The organism is Pseudomonas brenneri (assembly GCF_007858285.1).
Lineage (GTDB): Bacteria > Pseudomonadota > Gammaproteobacteria > Pseudomonadales > Pseudomonadaceae > Aquipseudomonas > Aquipseudomonas brenneri.
In genome coordinates this window covers 83,716-99,016 of record NZ_VFIL01000007.1, presented here as the reverse complement: position 1 = coordinate 99,016, position 15,301 = coordinate 83,716, and the positions used below count along the sequence as shown (strand labels likewise).

At 57.8% G+C, this 15,301-nt stretch carries 14 protein-coding genes; 12 read left to right on the top strand and 2 right to left on the bottom strand.

Features of this window, described 5'->3' with window-relative positions; genetic code table 11:
* Positions 1-132: 132 nt before the first annotated feature.
* Entirely contained in the window at positions 133-1,029 is an 897-nt protein-coding gene (locus FJD34_RS16750) for a LysR family transcriptional regulator (protein ID WP_032857323.1), read from the top strand.
* Positions 1,030-1,059: 30 nt separating this feature from the next.
* On the top strand, positions 1,060-1,314 hold the full coding sequence (locus FJD34_RS28085; RefSeq protein ID WP_157695985.1) for a hypothetical protein: 255 nt from the start codon (positions 1,060-1,062) through the stop codon (positions 1,312-1,314).
* A gap of 67 nt (positions 1,315-1,381) precedes the next feature.
* Here the strand turns inward: FJD34_RS28085 and FJD34_RS16745 are convergent, their stop codons facing one another.
* The gene (locus FJD34_RS16745) at positions 1,382-1,627 is read right to left on the bottom strand and encodes a DUF6434 domain-containing protein (RefSeq protein WP_050593295.1); all 246 of its coding nucleotides are present in this window, start codon (positions 1,625-1,627) and stop codon (positions 1,382-1,384) included.
* A 54-nt stretch (positions 1,628-1,681) separates the two neighbouring features.
* Complete coding sequence (locus FJD34_RS16740) at positions 1,682-2,203, bottom strand: GNAT family N-acetyltransferase (protein ID WP_065944373.1); 522 nt, start codon at positions 2,201-2,203, stop codon at positions 1,682-1,684.
* Between the two features lie 312 nt (positions 2,204-2,515).
* On the opposite strand from FJD34_RS16740, the gene FJD34_RS16735 reads away from it, so the two are divergent.
* The 10 genes from FJD34_RS16735 (at position 2,516) to FJD34_RS16690 (ending at position 15,277) form a co-directional block, all read left to right on the top strand.
* Positions 2,516-2,848 (top strand): DUF2790 domain-containing protein, encoded by a 333-nt coding sequence (locus FJD34_RS16735; RefSeq protein ID WP_032857318.1) that lies wholly within the window; start codon positions 2,516-2,518, stop codon positions 2,846-2,848.
* 11 nt (positions 2,849-2,859) lie between these two features.
* Positions 2,860-3,774 carry a LysR family transcriptional regulator gene (locus tag FJD34_RS16730; RefSeq protein ID WP_032857316.1) on the top strand — a complete coding sequence of 305 codons (915 nt, stop codon included), beginning with the start codon at positions 2,860-2,862 and terminating at the stop codon, positions 3,772-3,774.
* A 289-nt stretch (positions 3,775-4,063) separates the two neighbouring features.
* Positions 4,064-5,332: an OprO/OprP family phosphate-selective porin gene (locus FJD34_RS16725; protein WP_050593302.1), complete on the top strand. Its 1,269-nt coding sequence runs from the start codon at positions 4,064-4,066 to the stop codon at positions 5,330-5,332.
* Positions 5,333-5,641: 309 nt separating this feature from the next.
* The gene (locus FJD34_RS16720) at positions 5,642-6,976 is read left to right on the top strand and encodes an EAL domain-containing protein (protein WP_032857312.1); all 1,335 of its coding nucleotides are present in this window, start codon (positions 5,642-5,644) and stop codon (positions 6,974-6,976) included.
* Positions 6,977-7,356: 380 nt separating this feature from the next.
* Positions 7,357-8,022 carry a response regulator transcription factor gene (locus tag FJD34_RS16715; RefSeq protein WP_032857311.1) on the top strand — a complete coding sequence of 222 codons (666 nt, stop codon included), beginning with the start codon at positions 7,357-7,359 and terminating at the stop codon, positions 8,020-8,022.
* A 133-nt stretch (positions 8,023-8,155) separates the two neighbouring features.
* Positions 8,156-8,821 (top strand): response regulator transcription factor, encoded by a 666-nt coding sequence (locus tag FJD34_RS16710; RefSeq protein WP_032857309.1) that lies wholly within the window; start codon positions 8,156-8,158, stop codon positions 8,819-8,821.
* Positions 8,818-11,208 carry an ATP-binding protein gene (locus tag FJD34_RS16705; protein ID WP_090291307.1) on the top strand — a complete coding sequence of 797 codons (2,391 nt, stop codon included), beginning with the start codon at positions 8,818-8,820 and terminating at the stop codon, positions 11,206-11,208. Before FJD34_RS16710 ends, FJD34_RS16705 begins: the two co-directional genes overlap by 4 nt.
* Positions 11,205-13,562 carry an ATP-binding protein gene (locus tag FJD34_RS16700; RefSeq protein WP_050593294.1) on the top strand — a complete coding sequence of 786 codons (2,358 nt, stop codon included), beginning with the start codon at positions 11,205-11,207 and terminating at the stop codon, positions 13,560-13,562. The genes FJD34_RS16705 and FJD34_RS16700 overlap by 4 nt, the downstream gene beginning before the upstream one ends.
* Before the next feature lie 353 nt (positions 13,563-13,915).
* A complete protein-coding gene (locus tag FJD34_RS16695; RefSeq protein WP_032857308.1) occupies positions 13,916-14,458 on the top strand; it encodes a fimbrial protein in 543 nt (180 codons plus the stop codon).
* Positions 14,459-14,530: 72 nt separating this feature from the next.
* Positions 14,531-15,277 carry a fimbrial biogenesis chaperone gene (locus tag FJD34_RS16690; RefSeq protein ID WP_032857306.1) on the top strand — a complete coding sequence of 249 codons (747 nt, stop codon included), beginning with the start codon at positions 14,531-14,533 and terminating at the stop codon, positions 15,275-15,277.
* The last annotated feature ends 24 nt before the right edge of the window (positions 15,278-15,301 follow it).

Sequence of the window (15,301 nt, the reverse complement as noted above, 5' to 3'; positions counted from 1 at the left end):
TGTTTAAAATTACGGTGGGCAGCCAGCGTACTCTAAAACAGATCCTCATGAAGACTGCACTGTCCATCAATCGAAACTGGAAGATGGCCCACAAAAAATATATCGTGCCTCTTATTACTGAGAGGTTAAGCCATGGACTTCAACGCCGTCCGCATGTTCGTCAGCGTAGCGCAGACCGGCAGCCTGTCAGCTGCCGCCGAGCGCCTGGATATTCCATTGCCGACCTTGAGCCGGCGTATTCGCGAGCTTGAACAGCAACTGAAAGTGCAACTGCTCGAACGCTCTGTACGAGGCACCAGGCTCACCGATTCGGGGATGCGGTTGTACGAACATGCCAGTCGCGGCATTGAAGCGTTGGCCGAGGGCGAACAGGCGGTGATCAGTGATCAGGCGCTGCTCAAAGGCCGCCTTCGGTTGTCATTGCCACCTTCGTTTGAGCCCTGGTGGGATGTTTTGTCGGCGTTCCAGCGCCGCTATCCACAGGTCCAGGTCAGCGTCCATACCACCGAGCGGCGTATCGACTTGATCGAGGATGGTGTCGATGTGGCGTTGCGGGTCGGCATGATTGCCCACGAGACCATGGTTGCCCGCCGCCTGCTGAACTATCGCCACTGGTTGGTGGCCAGTCCGACGCTGATTGAAAGGCTGGGTATGCCTGCCAGTGTCGAGGCTTTGCACGGTTATCCCTGTGGCACCTGGAGTCAGGGAACCTGGCAGTTGGGAAGCGTGCTATTCAAGCCGCAGGCCATGTTGACCACGAATGACTATGCGCATTTGCGCAGCCGGGCGTTGGCCGGTGATCTGGTGACGGAGCTCCCGCCTTTTCTAGCCGGGCCCGCCATCCGCGAAGGGAAGCTGCTGGTGCTGCTACCTGAGCATCCACTGCCGGAGCAGCAGATTAACCTGATCTACCCATCACACCGTCATCCGTCGGCTATCGTGCGGGCGTATTTGGATTTTGCGCAGGGGTACGTGGAATATTTGGCGAGCGCGTCGTCAATGACCATTTTGGCTCCAGCCAGTTATTAAATCCGTCGACTATTCGCCGGGAAGCTATCAATGCGTTATTTACTTGGATGTCAGGTTTTGCTGGTGAAAGCCGTTGCGGTCGCTGGCGACCGTGCTGTGACTTCGGGTTCACATCTCCAGGGTAGGAATGGTCACCTGGCCACATTTGATCAGTTGGCCAGCAGTCACTTGAAGTCCATTATTTGGTTTGGCGGCATACCCGGCAAGAAAGCCGATGGCTACCAAGGCGATACAGAGCAGGGATCTTCGGATAATCATCGGGAATTCGCTGAGTCATTGGTATGAAAACATGCAGCACTGAGTCCCGATTGTGAAAAAGGTTCCTGGTGTGCGTTGCGCGCCAGCACCCTGATCAGTCGTTTGTCTGCTGCTGAGGCGCGATAAACATTTCCCCTGCGTCTCTGCGACTCCACATATCCGCCACGTCTCCCATCGTCAAGGGCTCGCCACTCTTGATCCAGGCCATGAACGGTCGGTCGAACTTGAACGACTCCCCGCACTCGCTGACCAGAAACTGACGCACCTTTTGCGTATTTCGGTAGTGCTTATCCAATGGGGTGGTGCGGGTGATGGGGCCGGAGTGCCAGTCGAAGATCATTGCCATTCCTTTGGTGATTAAGATGTGAGCGGTATGAGCGGCGTAGCCCCCTGGCTACCGGGAAAGGCCACAGTTCATCACCACCATCCCGATATCGGCCTTGTCGGTACTGAACGGTATTTCTCCTCGCACCTCGAACCCGCAGCTTTCATAGAAACGCTGCGCACTGGCATTGGACTTCAGCACCTCCAGCCAGATAGAGCCTTGCTGACGGTCTTTTGCTGACTGAAAAATGAACTGCAAGAGCTGCTTCCCGTAGCCTCGGCCGGCCTGTGTTTTGAGGAAGTAGACTTTCTGAAGCTCAGCACCAACCTGTCCAGGCAAGGGCATGGGTTTGGACCAGTTGATCTTGGCAAAGCCTACGCCTTGGTTGTCTGCATCAAATGCCATAAGCCAGCAATGACAGGCAGGCGACTCGATTGATTGCTGGAGTTCGCGGATTGAGAAGTCTTTGTTCAGGAAGTCCTGCATGCCCGCAGCGCTCCAGATGTCAGAGAAATGCTCTCGATAGGTCGCCATGCCGAGGTTCCGAAGTAGGGGGATGTCTTCTATGGTTGCTTCTCTAATACCGATCACTGTTTTGCTCCCTGTCTGAATTATCGGATGCGGCTGCTACTCGATTGCTCCTTTGGGTCAGAACCGGCTTTCAGTTGCTCGATACTCACCTGATAGGTCCCACCCGTCGCCAGCGTTACGCTGACCCAAAGTGGTGGGTCAGTTTGTTTGTAATCCGCCCGACGTTGATTGGGCGGTGATCATCGTCGTCGTTTCAGGCAATGCTTAGTGGTTGATAACAGAAAGGTAATCTTCAAGCTACCTTGGTGAAAGGGTCGGTTCGTTAATCTCAAGTCTGGAAAGTTTGCTGTAGTGACTTGAGAGATGAACCCTATGAACCTGTTAAAACTAAGTATTGCTGCATTGATGTTGTCATTGTCCACGGCCGCGCTCGCCACGGGAGGTGGTGACCGTGTGTTTGACCAGATGATGAGCGATAACCAGAAAGCCATGGCCGCTTATGCGGCAAAAAAAGGTAAGGACGAGCCCCAGGTCCAGGGCTATCGCTACGGGATGAAGCTGGACATCGCCAAGGTGGTCAACATAACGCCACCGATCCGTTCCTGTGACATCGTGCCATCGCGCATGACCTACGAGGACTCGGGCGGCAAGCTCAATACCATCGAATATAAAGTCATGGGGCAGTGCCGTAATAATGGCCGCTGAAAGGTTGCCTTATGACTGCACCGCCACCGTTGATTGACCGTGAGCTGGCGCAACGTTTTCTGACATGCGTACGTTGTGCCAGTTTTCGCCAGGCCGCCAGAAGTCTGAATATCCGCGCCGCAGTGTTGCGCAAGCAAATGATCCACCTGGAAAGCCATCTGGGTAGCCCGCTGTTTGTGTATCAGGACAGCGCCCTGCGCCTGACCCTCAAGGGGCAGCGTCTGCAAGCGGCACTGGTGGCGCGTTTTGGCGATGTCCAGCCACAGGCGAGCGTCTTGCCTCAACCGTTGTTGCGCCTGGCCGTGGAAGATTCCCTCATGCACGATCTGCTGGCGCGTGAGGTGTTGGATTTCATGCGCAAGCACCCGGCAATGCAGTTGGAAGTCATCCCGTTGACGGGCGAGCCGACGCGTCAGGCCGATATCATGGTGTGGCTGGCGGATCCTGGTCGCCCGCGTCCTTCCCCTGGGTTTGCCATGACCACGCCGCAACGGCTGGCACGCATTGATTACAGCCCGCATATTGCCAAGCGCTACTGTCGCGGTAACCGTTTGCCGGCGCAAATCGCAGACCTGTCTGACTTTATGTTGGTACAAGGTCGTACGAATGCTCCGGTTGCGGCTTTTGAGCCCTGGAACCGCCTGGTCAAACAACGCCAGAGGGCGGTAGCCCAGGTGCATTCCCAGGCGTGGGTGCGGGAGTGGATCAGGCACAGTGCCTGTGTCGGCTTGTTGCCAAACTACATCACCCATCTGGACAAGACGCTGCTGGGCCTGACGCCATTGTTCAGCGAGCGCATGGAGCGTTTGGCGTGGCTGTCCACTGCGCCCTTGACGGCCGAGCAACCTCATGTGCAAGCGTTGGTGGCGCTGATTCACAAAGCCTTTGACGAGCGCAGTGATTGGTTTGAAAGAGTGGTCAGCTAGCCCCCTTGAGGTGGAGGAGTGTCATCTGAGTCAGCAGCAACTTTAATCATTCTGAAATATTTGGCGAGATCCCTTGAAAAGTTGCTGGGCCCTTTGTTTATAAGGCTTGCGTCGTGATTCAAGAGCGAAAGTCGTCACCGTCACAAAAGTGTCTTTTAAATAAACCAAAACCGTCATCTGCTCTTTGGAAGCTCCCCGTCGCCAAGTTGTACTTAACGATAACGAGGGGAAGTTGATGTCGATTAGCGATTCGAAATACGTTGGATTCACTCAGTTGAGCCTGGCCGTCATGGGCGGCATATTGGCCATGTCGGTTCAGGCTGGCACGGTGACCACCGATGGTGCTGATATCGTGCTGAAAACCAAGGGCGGCCTCGAAGTTGCCACTGCCGACAAAGAGTTCAGCTTCAAGTTGGGCGGGCGTATCCAGGCTGATTACGCCAGGTTCAATGACTACTACACCCGTAACGGCAACTCGGCAGACGCCGCCTATTTTCGTCGGGCCTACCTGGAGTTTGGTGGTACGGCCTACAAGGACTGGAAGTATCAGATCAACTACGACCTGTCCCGTAACGTGGGCAATGACAGCACAGGCTACTTCGACGAAGGCAGTGTGACCTACACCGGGTTCAATCCACTGAACCTGAAAGTCGGTCGTTTCTACACGGATTTCGGCCTGGAGAAAGCCACCAGTTCCAAGTGGGTCACGGCCCTGGAGCGCAACCTTTCCTACGACGTGGCGGAGTGGATCAACGACAACTCCGGCATGGGCGTACAGGCCACCGGCGTCGTAGGGAGCATGGCCTACTTGTCCGGCAGCGTATTCAGCGAAAACAACAACGACACCGACGGTGACAGCGTCAAGCGCTACAACCTGCGTGGTGTGTTTGCGCCGCTGCATGAGTCCGGCAATGTGCTGCACGTGGGGCTGCAATACGCCTACCGTGACCTCAAGGATGCAGCCATCGACACCCGTATCCGTTCACGCATGGGCATGCGCGGCGTCGAGACCAATGGCGGCAACAGCGCGGGCACCAACGGTACCCGCTCGGTATTTGGCGGCAGCGCTGCCCAGCAGGGCTTGTGGCAGGACGATTCGGTGTGGGGCCTGGAAGGCGCCTGGGCGCTGGATGCGTTCTCGGTACAGGGCGAATACCTGCGCCGGACCCTCAAGGCCGATGCCGCACGCAGTGACATCAAGGCCAGCGGTTATTACGCACAGATGGCCTACACCCTGACCGGCGAGCCACGCATCTATAAACTCGATGGCGCCAAGTTCGACTCGATCAAGCCGCAGAACAAACAGATCGGCGCCTGGGAGGTGTTCTACCGCTACGACGCGTTCACTGTCGAGGACGACAATGTGGTGGTCAGCACCAATGTGCGCCAGGTCGGCGACAGCGAAGGCAAGGCACACACCCTGGGGGTCAACTGGTACGCTAACGAAGCCGTCAAGGTCAGTGCCAACTACGTCAAGGCCCGCACGGATAACGTCAGCAACACCGTGGGCGATGACACGGGCGATGGCATCGTGATGCGCTTGCAGTACGTGTTCTAGAACACGCAGGAAAGTGGGGTGCCGATGGGGCAGTGTTGATGCCCATCGGTGCCGCTCTGGCAGTATTTCATCGAGAAGGGTTCTCGGTCGCTACGTTGCTCATGTCCAGAGTCATCCCTCCCTTTCTCACCACACAGTTAACGGTCTTTGCCATCACGTTGTTCGTGCTGTCGCTGGGGCGCCGTTGCCCAAGAACCAAAGGCCCTGGTGCTTGATCTGATTCACCGAGCTTTTAGTCCCAATCCTATTTGCTTCTTTTTTGGCACTGATAAGCTTTTTTCCTGGATACAGTCTCGGGAAAATTTTGTCATGATCTTAAATGCCGCCGTGCCCAACGAGTTCAACGCCTTGCGCGTCATCACGTTGGCAACCGACGCTACCTGCGCAAGTCGGCTCTCCGGCGCCTTGAGTGCTATGGGTATTACGCCTCTGGCCAATGTTGAATCCTTGAGCGCAGTGCAGGCCTGGCTGGATGAAAGCCAGGTCGATGTCATTGTCTGCGAAATCCGGCTTGGCAGTGACGCCGGGTTGATGCTGCCCAGCCTGCTCAAGGGGCGGTATGACGCCGGCACTCTGATGCAGTTGCCGAGTATTTTCTGGACGGGTGAAACCACCCTGAATGCTCGGGCGCAAGCGGTCGACGGGGCCTGTGTACCGCCTCGACAGGCTAGCACCAATCAATTCTGGATCAGGCACATTGGCGGGGTGGCGGTGAGTGCGCTGGAGTCCCATGCCCGGCTGGCCCGCACCGCGGGTATTCTGGTGGAGATCCTGCGTGACGGTACGCCTCTGGAGCTGGGTGATGCCTTGCGAGCCGTGATGCTGACCCGCGCAGAAGCCGACCCCCAGTTGAACGTGGCCACCTTCGACGCCCTGGCCGAGGATGAAGTGATCAATGCCCTGACCACAGGAGAGGGGCTACGCTTCGTGTTCCAGCCACAGTTCGAACTGTTGAGTCGGCGTGTGGTGGGCGCCGAGGCGTTGGTGCGCTGGAAGCATCCGCAGTTTGGTGAAATACCGCCGTCAGTGCTGATGCCCCTGGTCAACCGGCTGGGCTTGGACCTGTTGCTGTTCAGTCTGGTTGAAATGTGGACCATCCGGGTCATGCTGGCCCTCAAGCGTGAACGCATCTGGATTCCCATTGCGGTCAATGCGTCGGCGAAAACCATTTGCACCCCGCACTTCGCTGACAGTATGGCGGCGCGTATGCGGCAGGCCGACCTGCCAACCCGGCTGCTGAAAATCGAACTCACCGAGGATGTGCCTGAGCCGGACGAACTCTTGCTGTCGGCTTCGCTGACGGCCATTCGCACCAAGGGTTTCCAGGTGTCCCTGGATGACTTTGGTACCGGGGCGGCCACCTTGAATCTGTTGGCAAACCTGTCGTTCGATGAGATGAAAATCGACGGCTCGTTCGTGCGGGCTGTCGAGCAGCATGCCTCGTCACGCAAGGTGATCGCAGGCATCGTCAATTGGGCGGGCTTGCTCAATTTGAACCTGGTGGCCGAGGGCATCGAGGATGAGTCCACCATCCCGTTGCTGCACCGCTTGGGATGTCGCGTCGGCCAGGGGTATGCCCTGGCTCGGCCAATGGAAATCGATGCGTTCCTGGGTTTCGTGATCGAGCAGGGAAAACCCCAGTAACGCGCCTCCGCTCGCCTTCAGTCCTAAGACTGATGGTGTTTTTAGGAGTGCTCCGATGTCCATTTCTGCGTTATTGCCTTAAATTCCCATCATCGAATTTTTTATCGCGGGCTCCAGGGATTAGTGCCTCTTTGCGTCGGGTACTTATTGCTTGCTGTAATTGGCTTGAAAAAAACGACTGTTCATCGGGCAACTTTAAAGTTTGTCTGTGGGCACTTCTTTGCGTAAACGAAAGTTCGCCCGTTACTCTTTTAGTGTGCGATTGCTCAGTTGCACGGATGTAATTGATGTTGTAGGTCCGTCAGCCATGACGGCAACTTACCAATGATGAATGGGTGTTATTCATCTTTTTGCTCGTTATACAGAGTGTCCTGTGATCTATGAAACGCTTACAAATTGCTTTGCTGGATGATCATGCAATCGTGCGACATGGTTTGGTCAATCGGCTGGTGCAGGAGCCTGACTTTGAAGTGGTCGGCGTCTATTCCCGCACGCGTGACCTGCTGGCAGGGCTGGCGAAAGATCCGGCGCAGGTCCTGTTGCTGGACTACGTGCTTGGGCCGAATGAGTTGGACGGAGTTTTACTGATTCGCGCACTGCGGGTGAAGTTTCCACAATGCCGCATTCTGGTGTTCTCCACGCACCATGATGCCGCCACCGTGATCCTGGCCCTGCGTGTCGGCGCCCGGGGCTTTCTCGGGAAGGGCGAAGATATGACCCAGTTGATCGATGCAGTACGGCTGGTGGCTTCGGGGGCGGTGTACCTGAGTCCGGACATGGCTTATCGGGTGGCCGAAGCCACAGCCAGCCCGTGTGACGGAGACGCCAGGAGCCGCGAGGACGCACTGCGTTTTGTCAGCTTGTCTGCCCGTGAGCAGGAAGTGATCCGCTGTTACCTGACGGGCATGACCATCACCGAAATTGCCGAGAAATTCAATCGCAGCATCAAGACCATCAGCTCGCAAAAAGCCTCGGCATTTCGCAAGTTGGGTGTGATGTCGAACAACGAGTTGTTCAAGATCAAACACATTATTGAAGGTGTGTGAACCAGTTGGCTTTATGCGCCGTGTCATTTTTCGTTTGTTACATATACTTAAGCAAGAGTCAGACGTTGTATCGGAGGGGTATCCCTGTTTTCCAGCAGCGCCGCGTGCGCTGGGCTGAGTGGGCTCGATTGCGATGAAACCTATACGTATTGCTTTACTCGATGACCATGCTGTTGTTCGTCATGGCCTGGCCAATACCCTGGCCGCCGAGACGAACTTTGAAGTGGTAGGCATTTATGAGCGCAGCCGAGACCTGATCGCCGGTCTCGCCACGGCGCCTGCCGACCTGTTGCTGCTGGATTTCTCCCTGAGCCCCGATGAGTTGGACGGCGTGTCGCTGATCCGCGCCTTGCGGGTCAAGTTTCCCGCCTGCCAGATCCTCATCCTGTCCAGTCATCACGACCCGGCGACTGTGGGCCTGGCCATGCGCGTCGGTGCCCGGGGGTTTGTCGGCAAGGGCGAAGACATGACCCAGTTGATCAAGGCCATCCGCAAAGTGGCTTCCGGGGCGGTGTACCTGAGTACCGACATGACCTATCGCCTGGCCGAAACCGTCACCAGCGATACCCGCAAGGGTTCGGACGAGGTCCCGGACGCACTGATCCTGGCAGAGTTGACCAGTCGTGAGCAGGAAGTCATCCGCTGTTACCTGGCAGGCATGACCATCACGGAAATCGCCGAAAAATTCAATCGCAGCATCAAGACCATCAGCACCCAGAAAACTTCGGCGTTTCGCAAGCTGGGGGTCACGTCGAACAACGAACTGTTCAAGCTCAACAAGATCATCGGTTCGCCATGAGGCAGTGGCTGTGTGGGGGCGTGCTGCTGTGGTTGATGGGAGGAGTGCCTGCCCTTTGTGCGGGGCCCATTGAGTTGAGCGAACAGGAGCAGCGCTGGATAGAGCAGCATCCGGTGTTGCGGGTGGGGGTGGTCGAAGGCTTGATTCCCTTCGAATACATGAGTGATGGGACACTGCAAGGGCGATCAGTTCAGTATCTGAAGTTGGTGACGGATACCACGGGACTTACATTCACGTACACGCCGGGAAAGACCCTGGAAATACGCGAGAAAATGCTCTTTGAAGGTCAGGTCGACCTGTTGTCCTCTTACCTGCATTTCAGGTCTGAGCCATCTACCGAGGGCCTTACCGCGCTGACCTATCACACCACCTCGCCGATCATCGTGACGCGGGTCGACAGCCCCGGTCTTTTCGATCTGGATCAACTGCAAGGCAAAACCGTGATGATCCCCGACACAGATCATTACGAGCAGATATTCAAGGCTACGGGTACCGGTGCCAACCTAATCAGAAGCACCTCGGCCCTGGATATGCTGACCCGCGTCGAGGATGGCAGTGCTGATGCAGCGGTCGCCTCCGAAACCTTCCTGATGCCTTATCTGTATCGGCAGTTCCAGGGCGTCCTGGAAACCTCAGGGGTGGTCGGGAGCCAGATACTGGATGTCAGCATGGCCGTTCGTGATGACCAGGCCATATTGCTTTCGATCCTCGGGAAGGTCCTGGACTCAATCACCGCCGAACAACGCAATCAGATCTACGATCACTGGTATCAAGACCTGGACCTGGATGTTCCGACCCTGTTCACGATTGCCAATCACTACTTGCATGTCCTGATCCTGGGGGCGTTGGTGCTGGCCAGTTTGTGTGTGCTGGCCTATCGCGGTCATCGCCAGCGGCTTAAAGCTGTGCGTAACGAGCAGGAAAAAACCATGTTCCTGGCGGTCATGGGCCATGAAATACGTTCACCGATGAATGCCGTGCTGGCGGCCATGGAGTTACTGGGGCACACCCGGCTCAATGAGCAGCAGCGCCACTTTGCGCACCTGGCCAATAGCGGTGCCAACGCCTTGGTGCGCTTGCTTGATGATGTGCTGCATACACCTGGCTCGGGCGCCAGGGCCCTGCGCCTGAACATCGAGCCGACCGATGTCACGGCGCTGGTGCAGGGCGTGGTCGGCTTGCATCGCCTGCGCGCCCGGGAAAAGCACCTGAGTTTGAATATGAACATCCAGGCACAGCTGCCCTTGCTGTTGCTCGACAGCTCCCGCCTGACGCAGATTTTTCATAACCTGCTTTCCAATGCCATCAAGTTCACCGATGCCGGAGGTGTCGACATCAAGCTGTGCCTGGTGGCCTCGCAGGCCGGTGACCCGCAGTTGCAAGTCAAGGTCCACGACACCGGGATCGGCATGAGCGAAGCGGTACAGGCCTCTTTGTTTCGTCCCTATGTCCAGGCCAGTCAATCGTACAAGCGCTCCGGTGGTACGGGCCTGGGCCTGGTGATCTGCCAGCAACTGGCGAGCTTGATGCAGGGTTCGTTGAGCCTCAGCAGTGAACCGGGCGTGGGCACTACCATCATTCTCTGCGTGCCGGTGACCGTTGCACCTGAGCCCGCTGCACAACCACCGGTTCAGGCGCCAGCGCCTCAGGCTGTCACCGACGGCCTGCAGATCCTCGTAGTGGAAGACACCCTGGCCAACCAGGAGGTGCTGCGCGCCCAGATCGGCGGTTTTGGCTGCCAGGCTGTGATCGCTGCGGATGCTGCCCAGGCCCGGCTCTTGTTCGGTGAGCAGGCCTACGAACTGATCCTGATGGACTGCGACCTGCCGGACCAGGACGGTTACAGCCTGGTCCGTGAACTGCGGGTGTTCGAGCGTCAGTTGGGGCGGGCCCGTTGCCCGATCATTGCCATTTCTGCCTTGACCGGCGAGCAACACCTTAAACGCTGCATGGATGCTGGCATGGACGCGGTATTGAGCAAGCCGATACGCCTGGGACAACTGCGCGAGGTGATCGAGCGCTGGTGCGGCGTCAAGTTGGCGGCACCCCGTGCGAGCCTGATGGCACCCAGGCTTGATCAGGAGGCGATCAATCGGGAAATGGCCAGTGACCTGGGGAGCCTGATCAAGGCGATAGCGCTTTGTGATCGTCCCAGCGCCGTGCATGTTGCCCACCGCGTGCACGGCGCGGCGCTGATTATGGAGTGGTCGGCCCTGGGCCAGAGTGCCGAGCGCCTGGAGAGCCTGTTGCGTGCGGAGCAGGGCTGGGATAACCCCGTCTATGCGCAGGCCTTGCAAGCATTGGTTGAGCATTGGCATGCCCTGGGCGCAGACACGGCCTTCGACGTACTGGCGCCTGCCCGGAGCACGCGGATGGCGCCGCGATGAGCGCCGTACTGGCACGCTTGCTGCTGATAGGGCTCCTGCTGGGTAACCTGGGTATGGCAGCGCAGGCCAGCCCAGTGCCGATGCAATTGACGCAGCAGGAGCTTGACTGGATTGCGGCCAACCCGGTGCTGCGTGTCGGGGTGTTCGACAACCTGCTGCCCTTTGAATACATCAGCGATGGCCAGCTCAGAGGGTTGTCGGCCAAATACCTGGGGCTGATATCTTCGCGCACGGGCCTGCGTTTCGAACCGGTGAGCACCACCACGCGCAGCGCCCGCAAAGACATGCTGATCAGTGGCGAAGTCGACATCCTACCCACCCGGCGCCAGGATGACGATCCCGTGCAGGATCGCGGGTTGCTCTACACCACGCCTTACAACACCAGCTCGACCATTCTTATCAGCCGTTTTGGCGATCAGCCTTTTGTGGCCTTGGAGCAGCTCGCCGGCAAGCGCCTGGTGATGTTGGGGCGCGAAGGGTATTTCGCGTTCTTGCAGCAGAAGGCGCCCGGTATCACCATCATCTCGGCGCAGAATGCGGTGGACATGATGGCGATGGTCAAGGACGGCCGTGCGGATGCGGCGATTGCTTCCGAATGGCTGCTGATTCCTTACCTGTCTCGCCAATACCGTGGGGTGTTGCAGATATCCGGTGTGGTCCCCGAGCAACATACCGGCGTGAGCATGGCGATACGTGACAGTGACCTGATCCTGCTGTCCATTTTGCAGAAGGCGCTGGCGTCTATCACCAGCGACGAGCGCAAGGCGATCTATGACGCCTGGTTCGTCGATATGAACCTGGATATTCCTACCATCAAGGCCATTGCCGAACATTACCAAGGTGAGTTGTGGCTATTGCTGTCCGTGGTGGCGCTGTTGCTCGCGCTGGTCGTGCAAAGTCGTCTGCAGCGGCGCCAGGCAATGCACAGTGAGCGGGAGAAAGCGATGTTTCTGGCCGTCATCAGCCATGAAGTACGCTCGCCGATGAACGCGGTGCTGGCTGCTGTCGAGTTGTTGGAGCACACGCCGCTTGACGAGCAGCAGCGTCACTTCACCGGGTTGGCCAATAGCGGGGCCAACACCTTGCTACGGCTGGTGGATGATGTGTTGGATATCTCCAAGATGGAGGCCGGGCAACTGACTCTCAATCTTGAGCCGGTGGATCTCTGGGCACTGGTCCTGCGGATAGTGGACGAGTATCGAGCGCCTGCCGAGGACAAAGGTCTTGAGCTGATGGTGACGGGCGAGCGCCCCGACGATCCCTTGCTGCTGGATGACCTGCGCCTGGCGCAGGTGCTGCGCAACCTGGTGTCCAATGCCGTCAAGTTCACCGATATCGGCCGGGTCGAGGTGCAACTGCAACTGCTGGAAAAGCCTGCGGTTGAGGTTCGACAGCTGGTGATTCGGGTCATCGACACGGGTATCGGCTTGTCCGAGCAGGCGCAGTCCTCGTTGTTCCGGCCTTACGCCCAGGCCAAGCAATCCTACCGGCGCACGGGCGGTACCGGGTTGGGCCTGGTGATCTGTCGGCGGCTGGTGCGGCTGATGCATGGTGAGCTGCTCCTCAGTAGCCTGCAAGGCGTCGGTACCCAGGTCGAAGTGAGGCTGCCTGTTGAGCGCGCCGCTTGCCATGAACTGCCGGCAACCGAGCCGGCTCCGATAGTTGAGATCAGTCACGGTTTGCAGGTGCTGGTGCTCGACGATTCGCTGCCCCGCCGGCAAGGGTTGCAGGCACAGCTCGGCAGCCTTGGTCACGGGGCGCTGCTGGCGGCGGATGCAGCCCAGGGGAGGGCGCTGTTCAGTGCCCGCAGGGTCGACATGGTGCTGATCGACTGTGACTCGCCAGAGGGTGACGCGCAACGCATGGCCGGCGCATTGCGTGAGTTGGAGCGTGAGCAGGAGCGCTCCTATTGTCCAATCATTGCCCTCTCGCCATCTGCCGGTAACGAATACCTTCAGCGTTGTTTCGACGCGGGTATAGATGGCGTGCTGACTAAACCGATCGAACAGGCCAAGTTGCAACAGATGATTGAACTATGGTGCGAAGTTCCCCAGGCTCCCCCGATTGAGCCGCGTCCGGAACCTGCCGCGGCGCCGGAGGAACTGCACAAGGAACTCAACCGCCTGATTGAGCGGCTTGCCCTGCGTGATCGCAGTTCGGCGTTGGACGCGATACAGAAGCTGCACATGGCAGCGTTGGTGATTGGCTGGGCAGACTTTGCGGCCACGGTGCAGCATATCCAAGCGTTGTTGCAGGACGAAGTGAGCTGGCCGGCAGAAGCGATTGCGGACCATGCTCGTAGCTTGCTGGAGCACCGGGGTGGGCTTGTCTGCGGGGCGCAGGTGAGCGGCTGAGCGGCTGTGATTGCGATGGGCTCACCGCGTTTTACTTGCCGGGCCGCAGCGCCAACATTCTATTTCGGTATTTGCCCAATAAGCTGGGTTTAAGAACTATTGGAGTGACTGCTTTTTAGGAGTGATCCTATTGACGCAGTGTCGATGATTTTTAAAAAGGAGTTAAGGCGAAACAGTAAGTTTTGCGGGGCATGTAAGTGCTGAAAAGTTTAGGCGTTAAATTGTTTTTCAGAGCACTCCTATATTGAGTTTGATGCGTCCTCCCTAAACTTCATCCCGCAACAACACAGAAGCTCTCCGGCAAGCGGAAGCTTTAAAACTTACTGTAGAACATCGCTCTCTCGGAGTTACTCATGAATTACAAAGCCCGCGCCCTCGCTGTACTGGTCGCTGCCACGGTGTCTTCTGCTGCTCTGGCTTCGGACGGCAAAATCGATTTCAACGGCGAACTTAAAGCCGAAACCTGCAAAGTTGCAGTGAACGGTGCATCCGGTGCGAATGGGACTACCGTCACGCTGCCAACCATCTCCACCGCTTCCCTGACTACCGCAGGCCAAGTGGCCGGCCAGACCGGTTTCAACATCGAGCTGAGCGATTGCTCTGCTGCGATCAAGACCGCTGCTGCCTTCTTCGAGTCGGGCGGTAGCGTTGACCCAGCCAGCGGCAACCTGAAGAACGTGAGTGGTTCTGCCACCAAAGTTCAACTGCAACTGGTTGACGCAACCAATGGCCAGGCGATCAAGGCCGGCAACACCGCGCAGGTCACTTCGACCAGCCGTGTCGACGTTGCAAACACCTCCGCCATCCTGCCATACGCAGTTCAGTACTTCGCCCAGGCTGCTACTACTCCGGGCACCGTTGTCAGCTCCGTGACTTACTCCATCAACTATCAGTAAGTCGCAGGCCATGGACACACGCCCCGCTGTTTATTGAAGGGGCGTGTTTCCATGCGGCAACGGGATTGCTTTATGTCTTGCAAGTTTCTATTCAAGCAACTGCTCCTCACGGGGATGGCGACACTGATGTGTTCCCAGGCCTTGGCTGGGGTAGTGATTACCGGAACCCGCCTGATCTACCCGGCGGGCCAGAAAGAAATCACCGTAAAACTCAATAACAACGGCACGCAGCCAGCGCTGACCCAGTCGTGGATCGACACCGGCGACGTCAAGTCGACCCCGACCAGCTCCAAGGCGCCGTTCCTGCTTTCGCCACCCGTGGCGCGTATTGATCCGACCAAGGGCCAAAGCCTGCGGCTGATGTTCACGGGGGCTCCCTTGGCCCAGGACAAAGAGTCGGTGTTCTGGCTCAACGTACTGGAAATTCCGCCCAAGCCCGAAGCCGGTACGGACCTCAATACCCTGCAAATGGCGTTTCGTTCGCGGATCAAATTGTTCTACCGCCCGAGCGATTTGCCGGGTACTGCCACTGAGGCGATTGAGCAGGTGCAGTGGCAATTGGTGCCGGCGCGTGACGGGCAAGGCCTGGCCTTGCAGGCGTTCAATCCGACGGCGTTCTACGTCTCGCTGGTTGAACTGGAACTGGTGGCCGGCGCCCAGCGTGAGCGCAGTGAAGACGGCATGATCGCTCCGGGTGAAACCCGGCAGTTCGAACTGCCCGCGCTCAAGGCGCGACCGGCTGGCGATGCCCAGGTGGAGTTCAACGCCATCAATGATTACGGCGCACTGGTCCCGACTCGGAAGCCACTCCAGCGCTGATCAATCCCTGACGTTTTTACTCGC

Excerpts from the sequence above, each read along its gene's own strand:
- FJD34_RS16725 (WP_050593302.1), top strand. The coding sequence starts at position 4,064 with ATGGGCGGCATATTGGCCATGTCGGTTCAGGCTGGCACGGTGACCACC.
- FJD34_RS16710 (WP_032857309.1), top strand. The coding sequence starts at position 8,156 with ATGAAACCTATACGTATTGCTTTACTCGATGACCATGCTGTTGTTCGT.
- FJD34_RS16730 (WP_032857316.1), top strand. The coding sequence starts at position 2,860 with ATGACTGCACCGCCACCGTTGATTGACCGTGAGCTGGCGCAACGTTTT.
- FJD34_RS28085 (WP_157695985.1), top strand. The coding sequence starts at position 1,060 with ATGCGTTATTTACTTGGATGTCAGGTTTTGCTGGTGAAAGCCGTTGCG.
- FJD34_RS16745 (WP_050593295.1), bottom strand. The coding sequence starts at position 1,627 with ATGATCTTCGACTGGCACTCCGGCCCCATCACCCGCACCACCCCATTG.
- FJD34_RS16715 (WP_032857311.1), top strand. The coding sequence starts at position 7,357 with ATGAAACGCTTACAAATTGCTTTGCTGGATGATCATGCAATCGTGCGA.
- FJD34_RS16695 (WP_032857308.1), top strand. The coding sequence starts at position 13,916 with ATGAATTACAAAGCCCGCGCCCTCGCTGTACTGGTCGCTGCCACGGTG.
- FJD34_RS16735 (WP_032857318.1), top strand. The coding sequence starts at position 2,516 with ATGAACCTGTTAAAACTAAGTATTGCTGCATTGATGTTGTCATTGTCC.
- FJD34_RS16705 (WP_090291307.1), top strand. The coding sequence starts at position 8,818 with ATGAGGCAGTGGCTGTGTGGGGGCGTGCTGCTGTGGTTGATGGGAGGA.
- FJD34_RS16690 (WP_032857306.1), top strand. The coding sequence starts at position 14,531 with ATGTCTTGCAAGTTTCTATTCAAGCAACTGCTCCTCACGGGGATGGCG.
- FJD34_RS16700 (WP_050593294.1), top strand. The coding sequence starts at position 11,205 with ATGAGCGCCGTACTGGCACGCTTGCTGCTGATAGGGCTCCTGCTGGGT.
- FJD34_RS16750 (WP_032857323.1), top strand. The coding sequence starts at position 133 with ATGGACTTCAACGCCGTCCGCATGTTCGTCAGCGTAGCGCAGACCGGC.
- FJD34_RS16720 (WP_032857312.1), top strand. The coding sequence starts at position 5,642 with ATGATCTTAAATGCCGCCGTGCCCAACGAGTTCAACGCCTTGCGCGTC.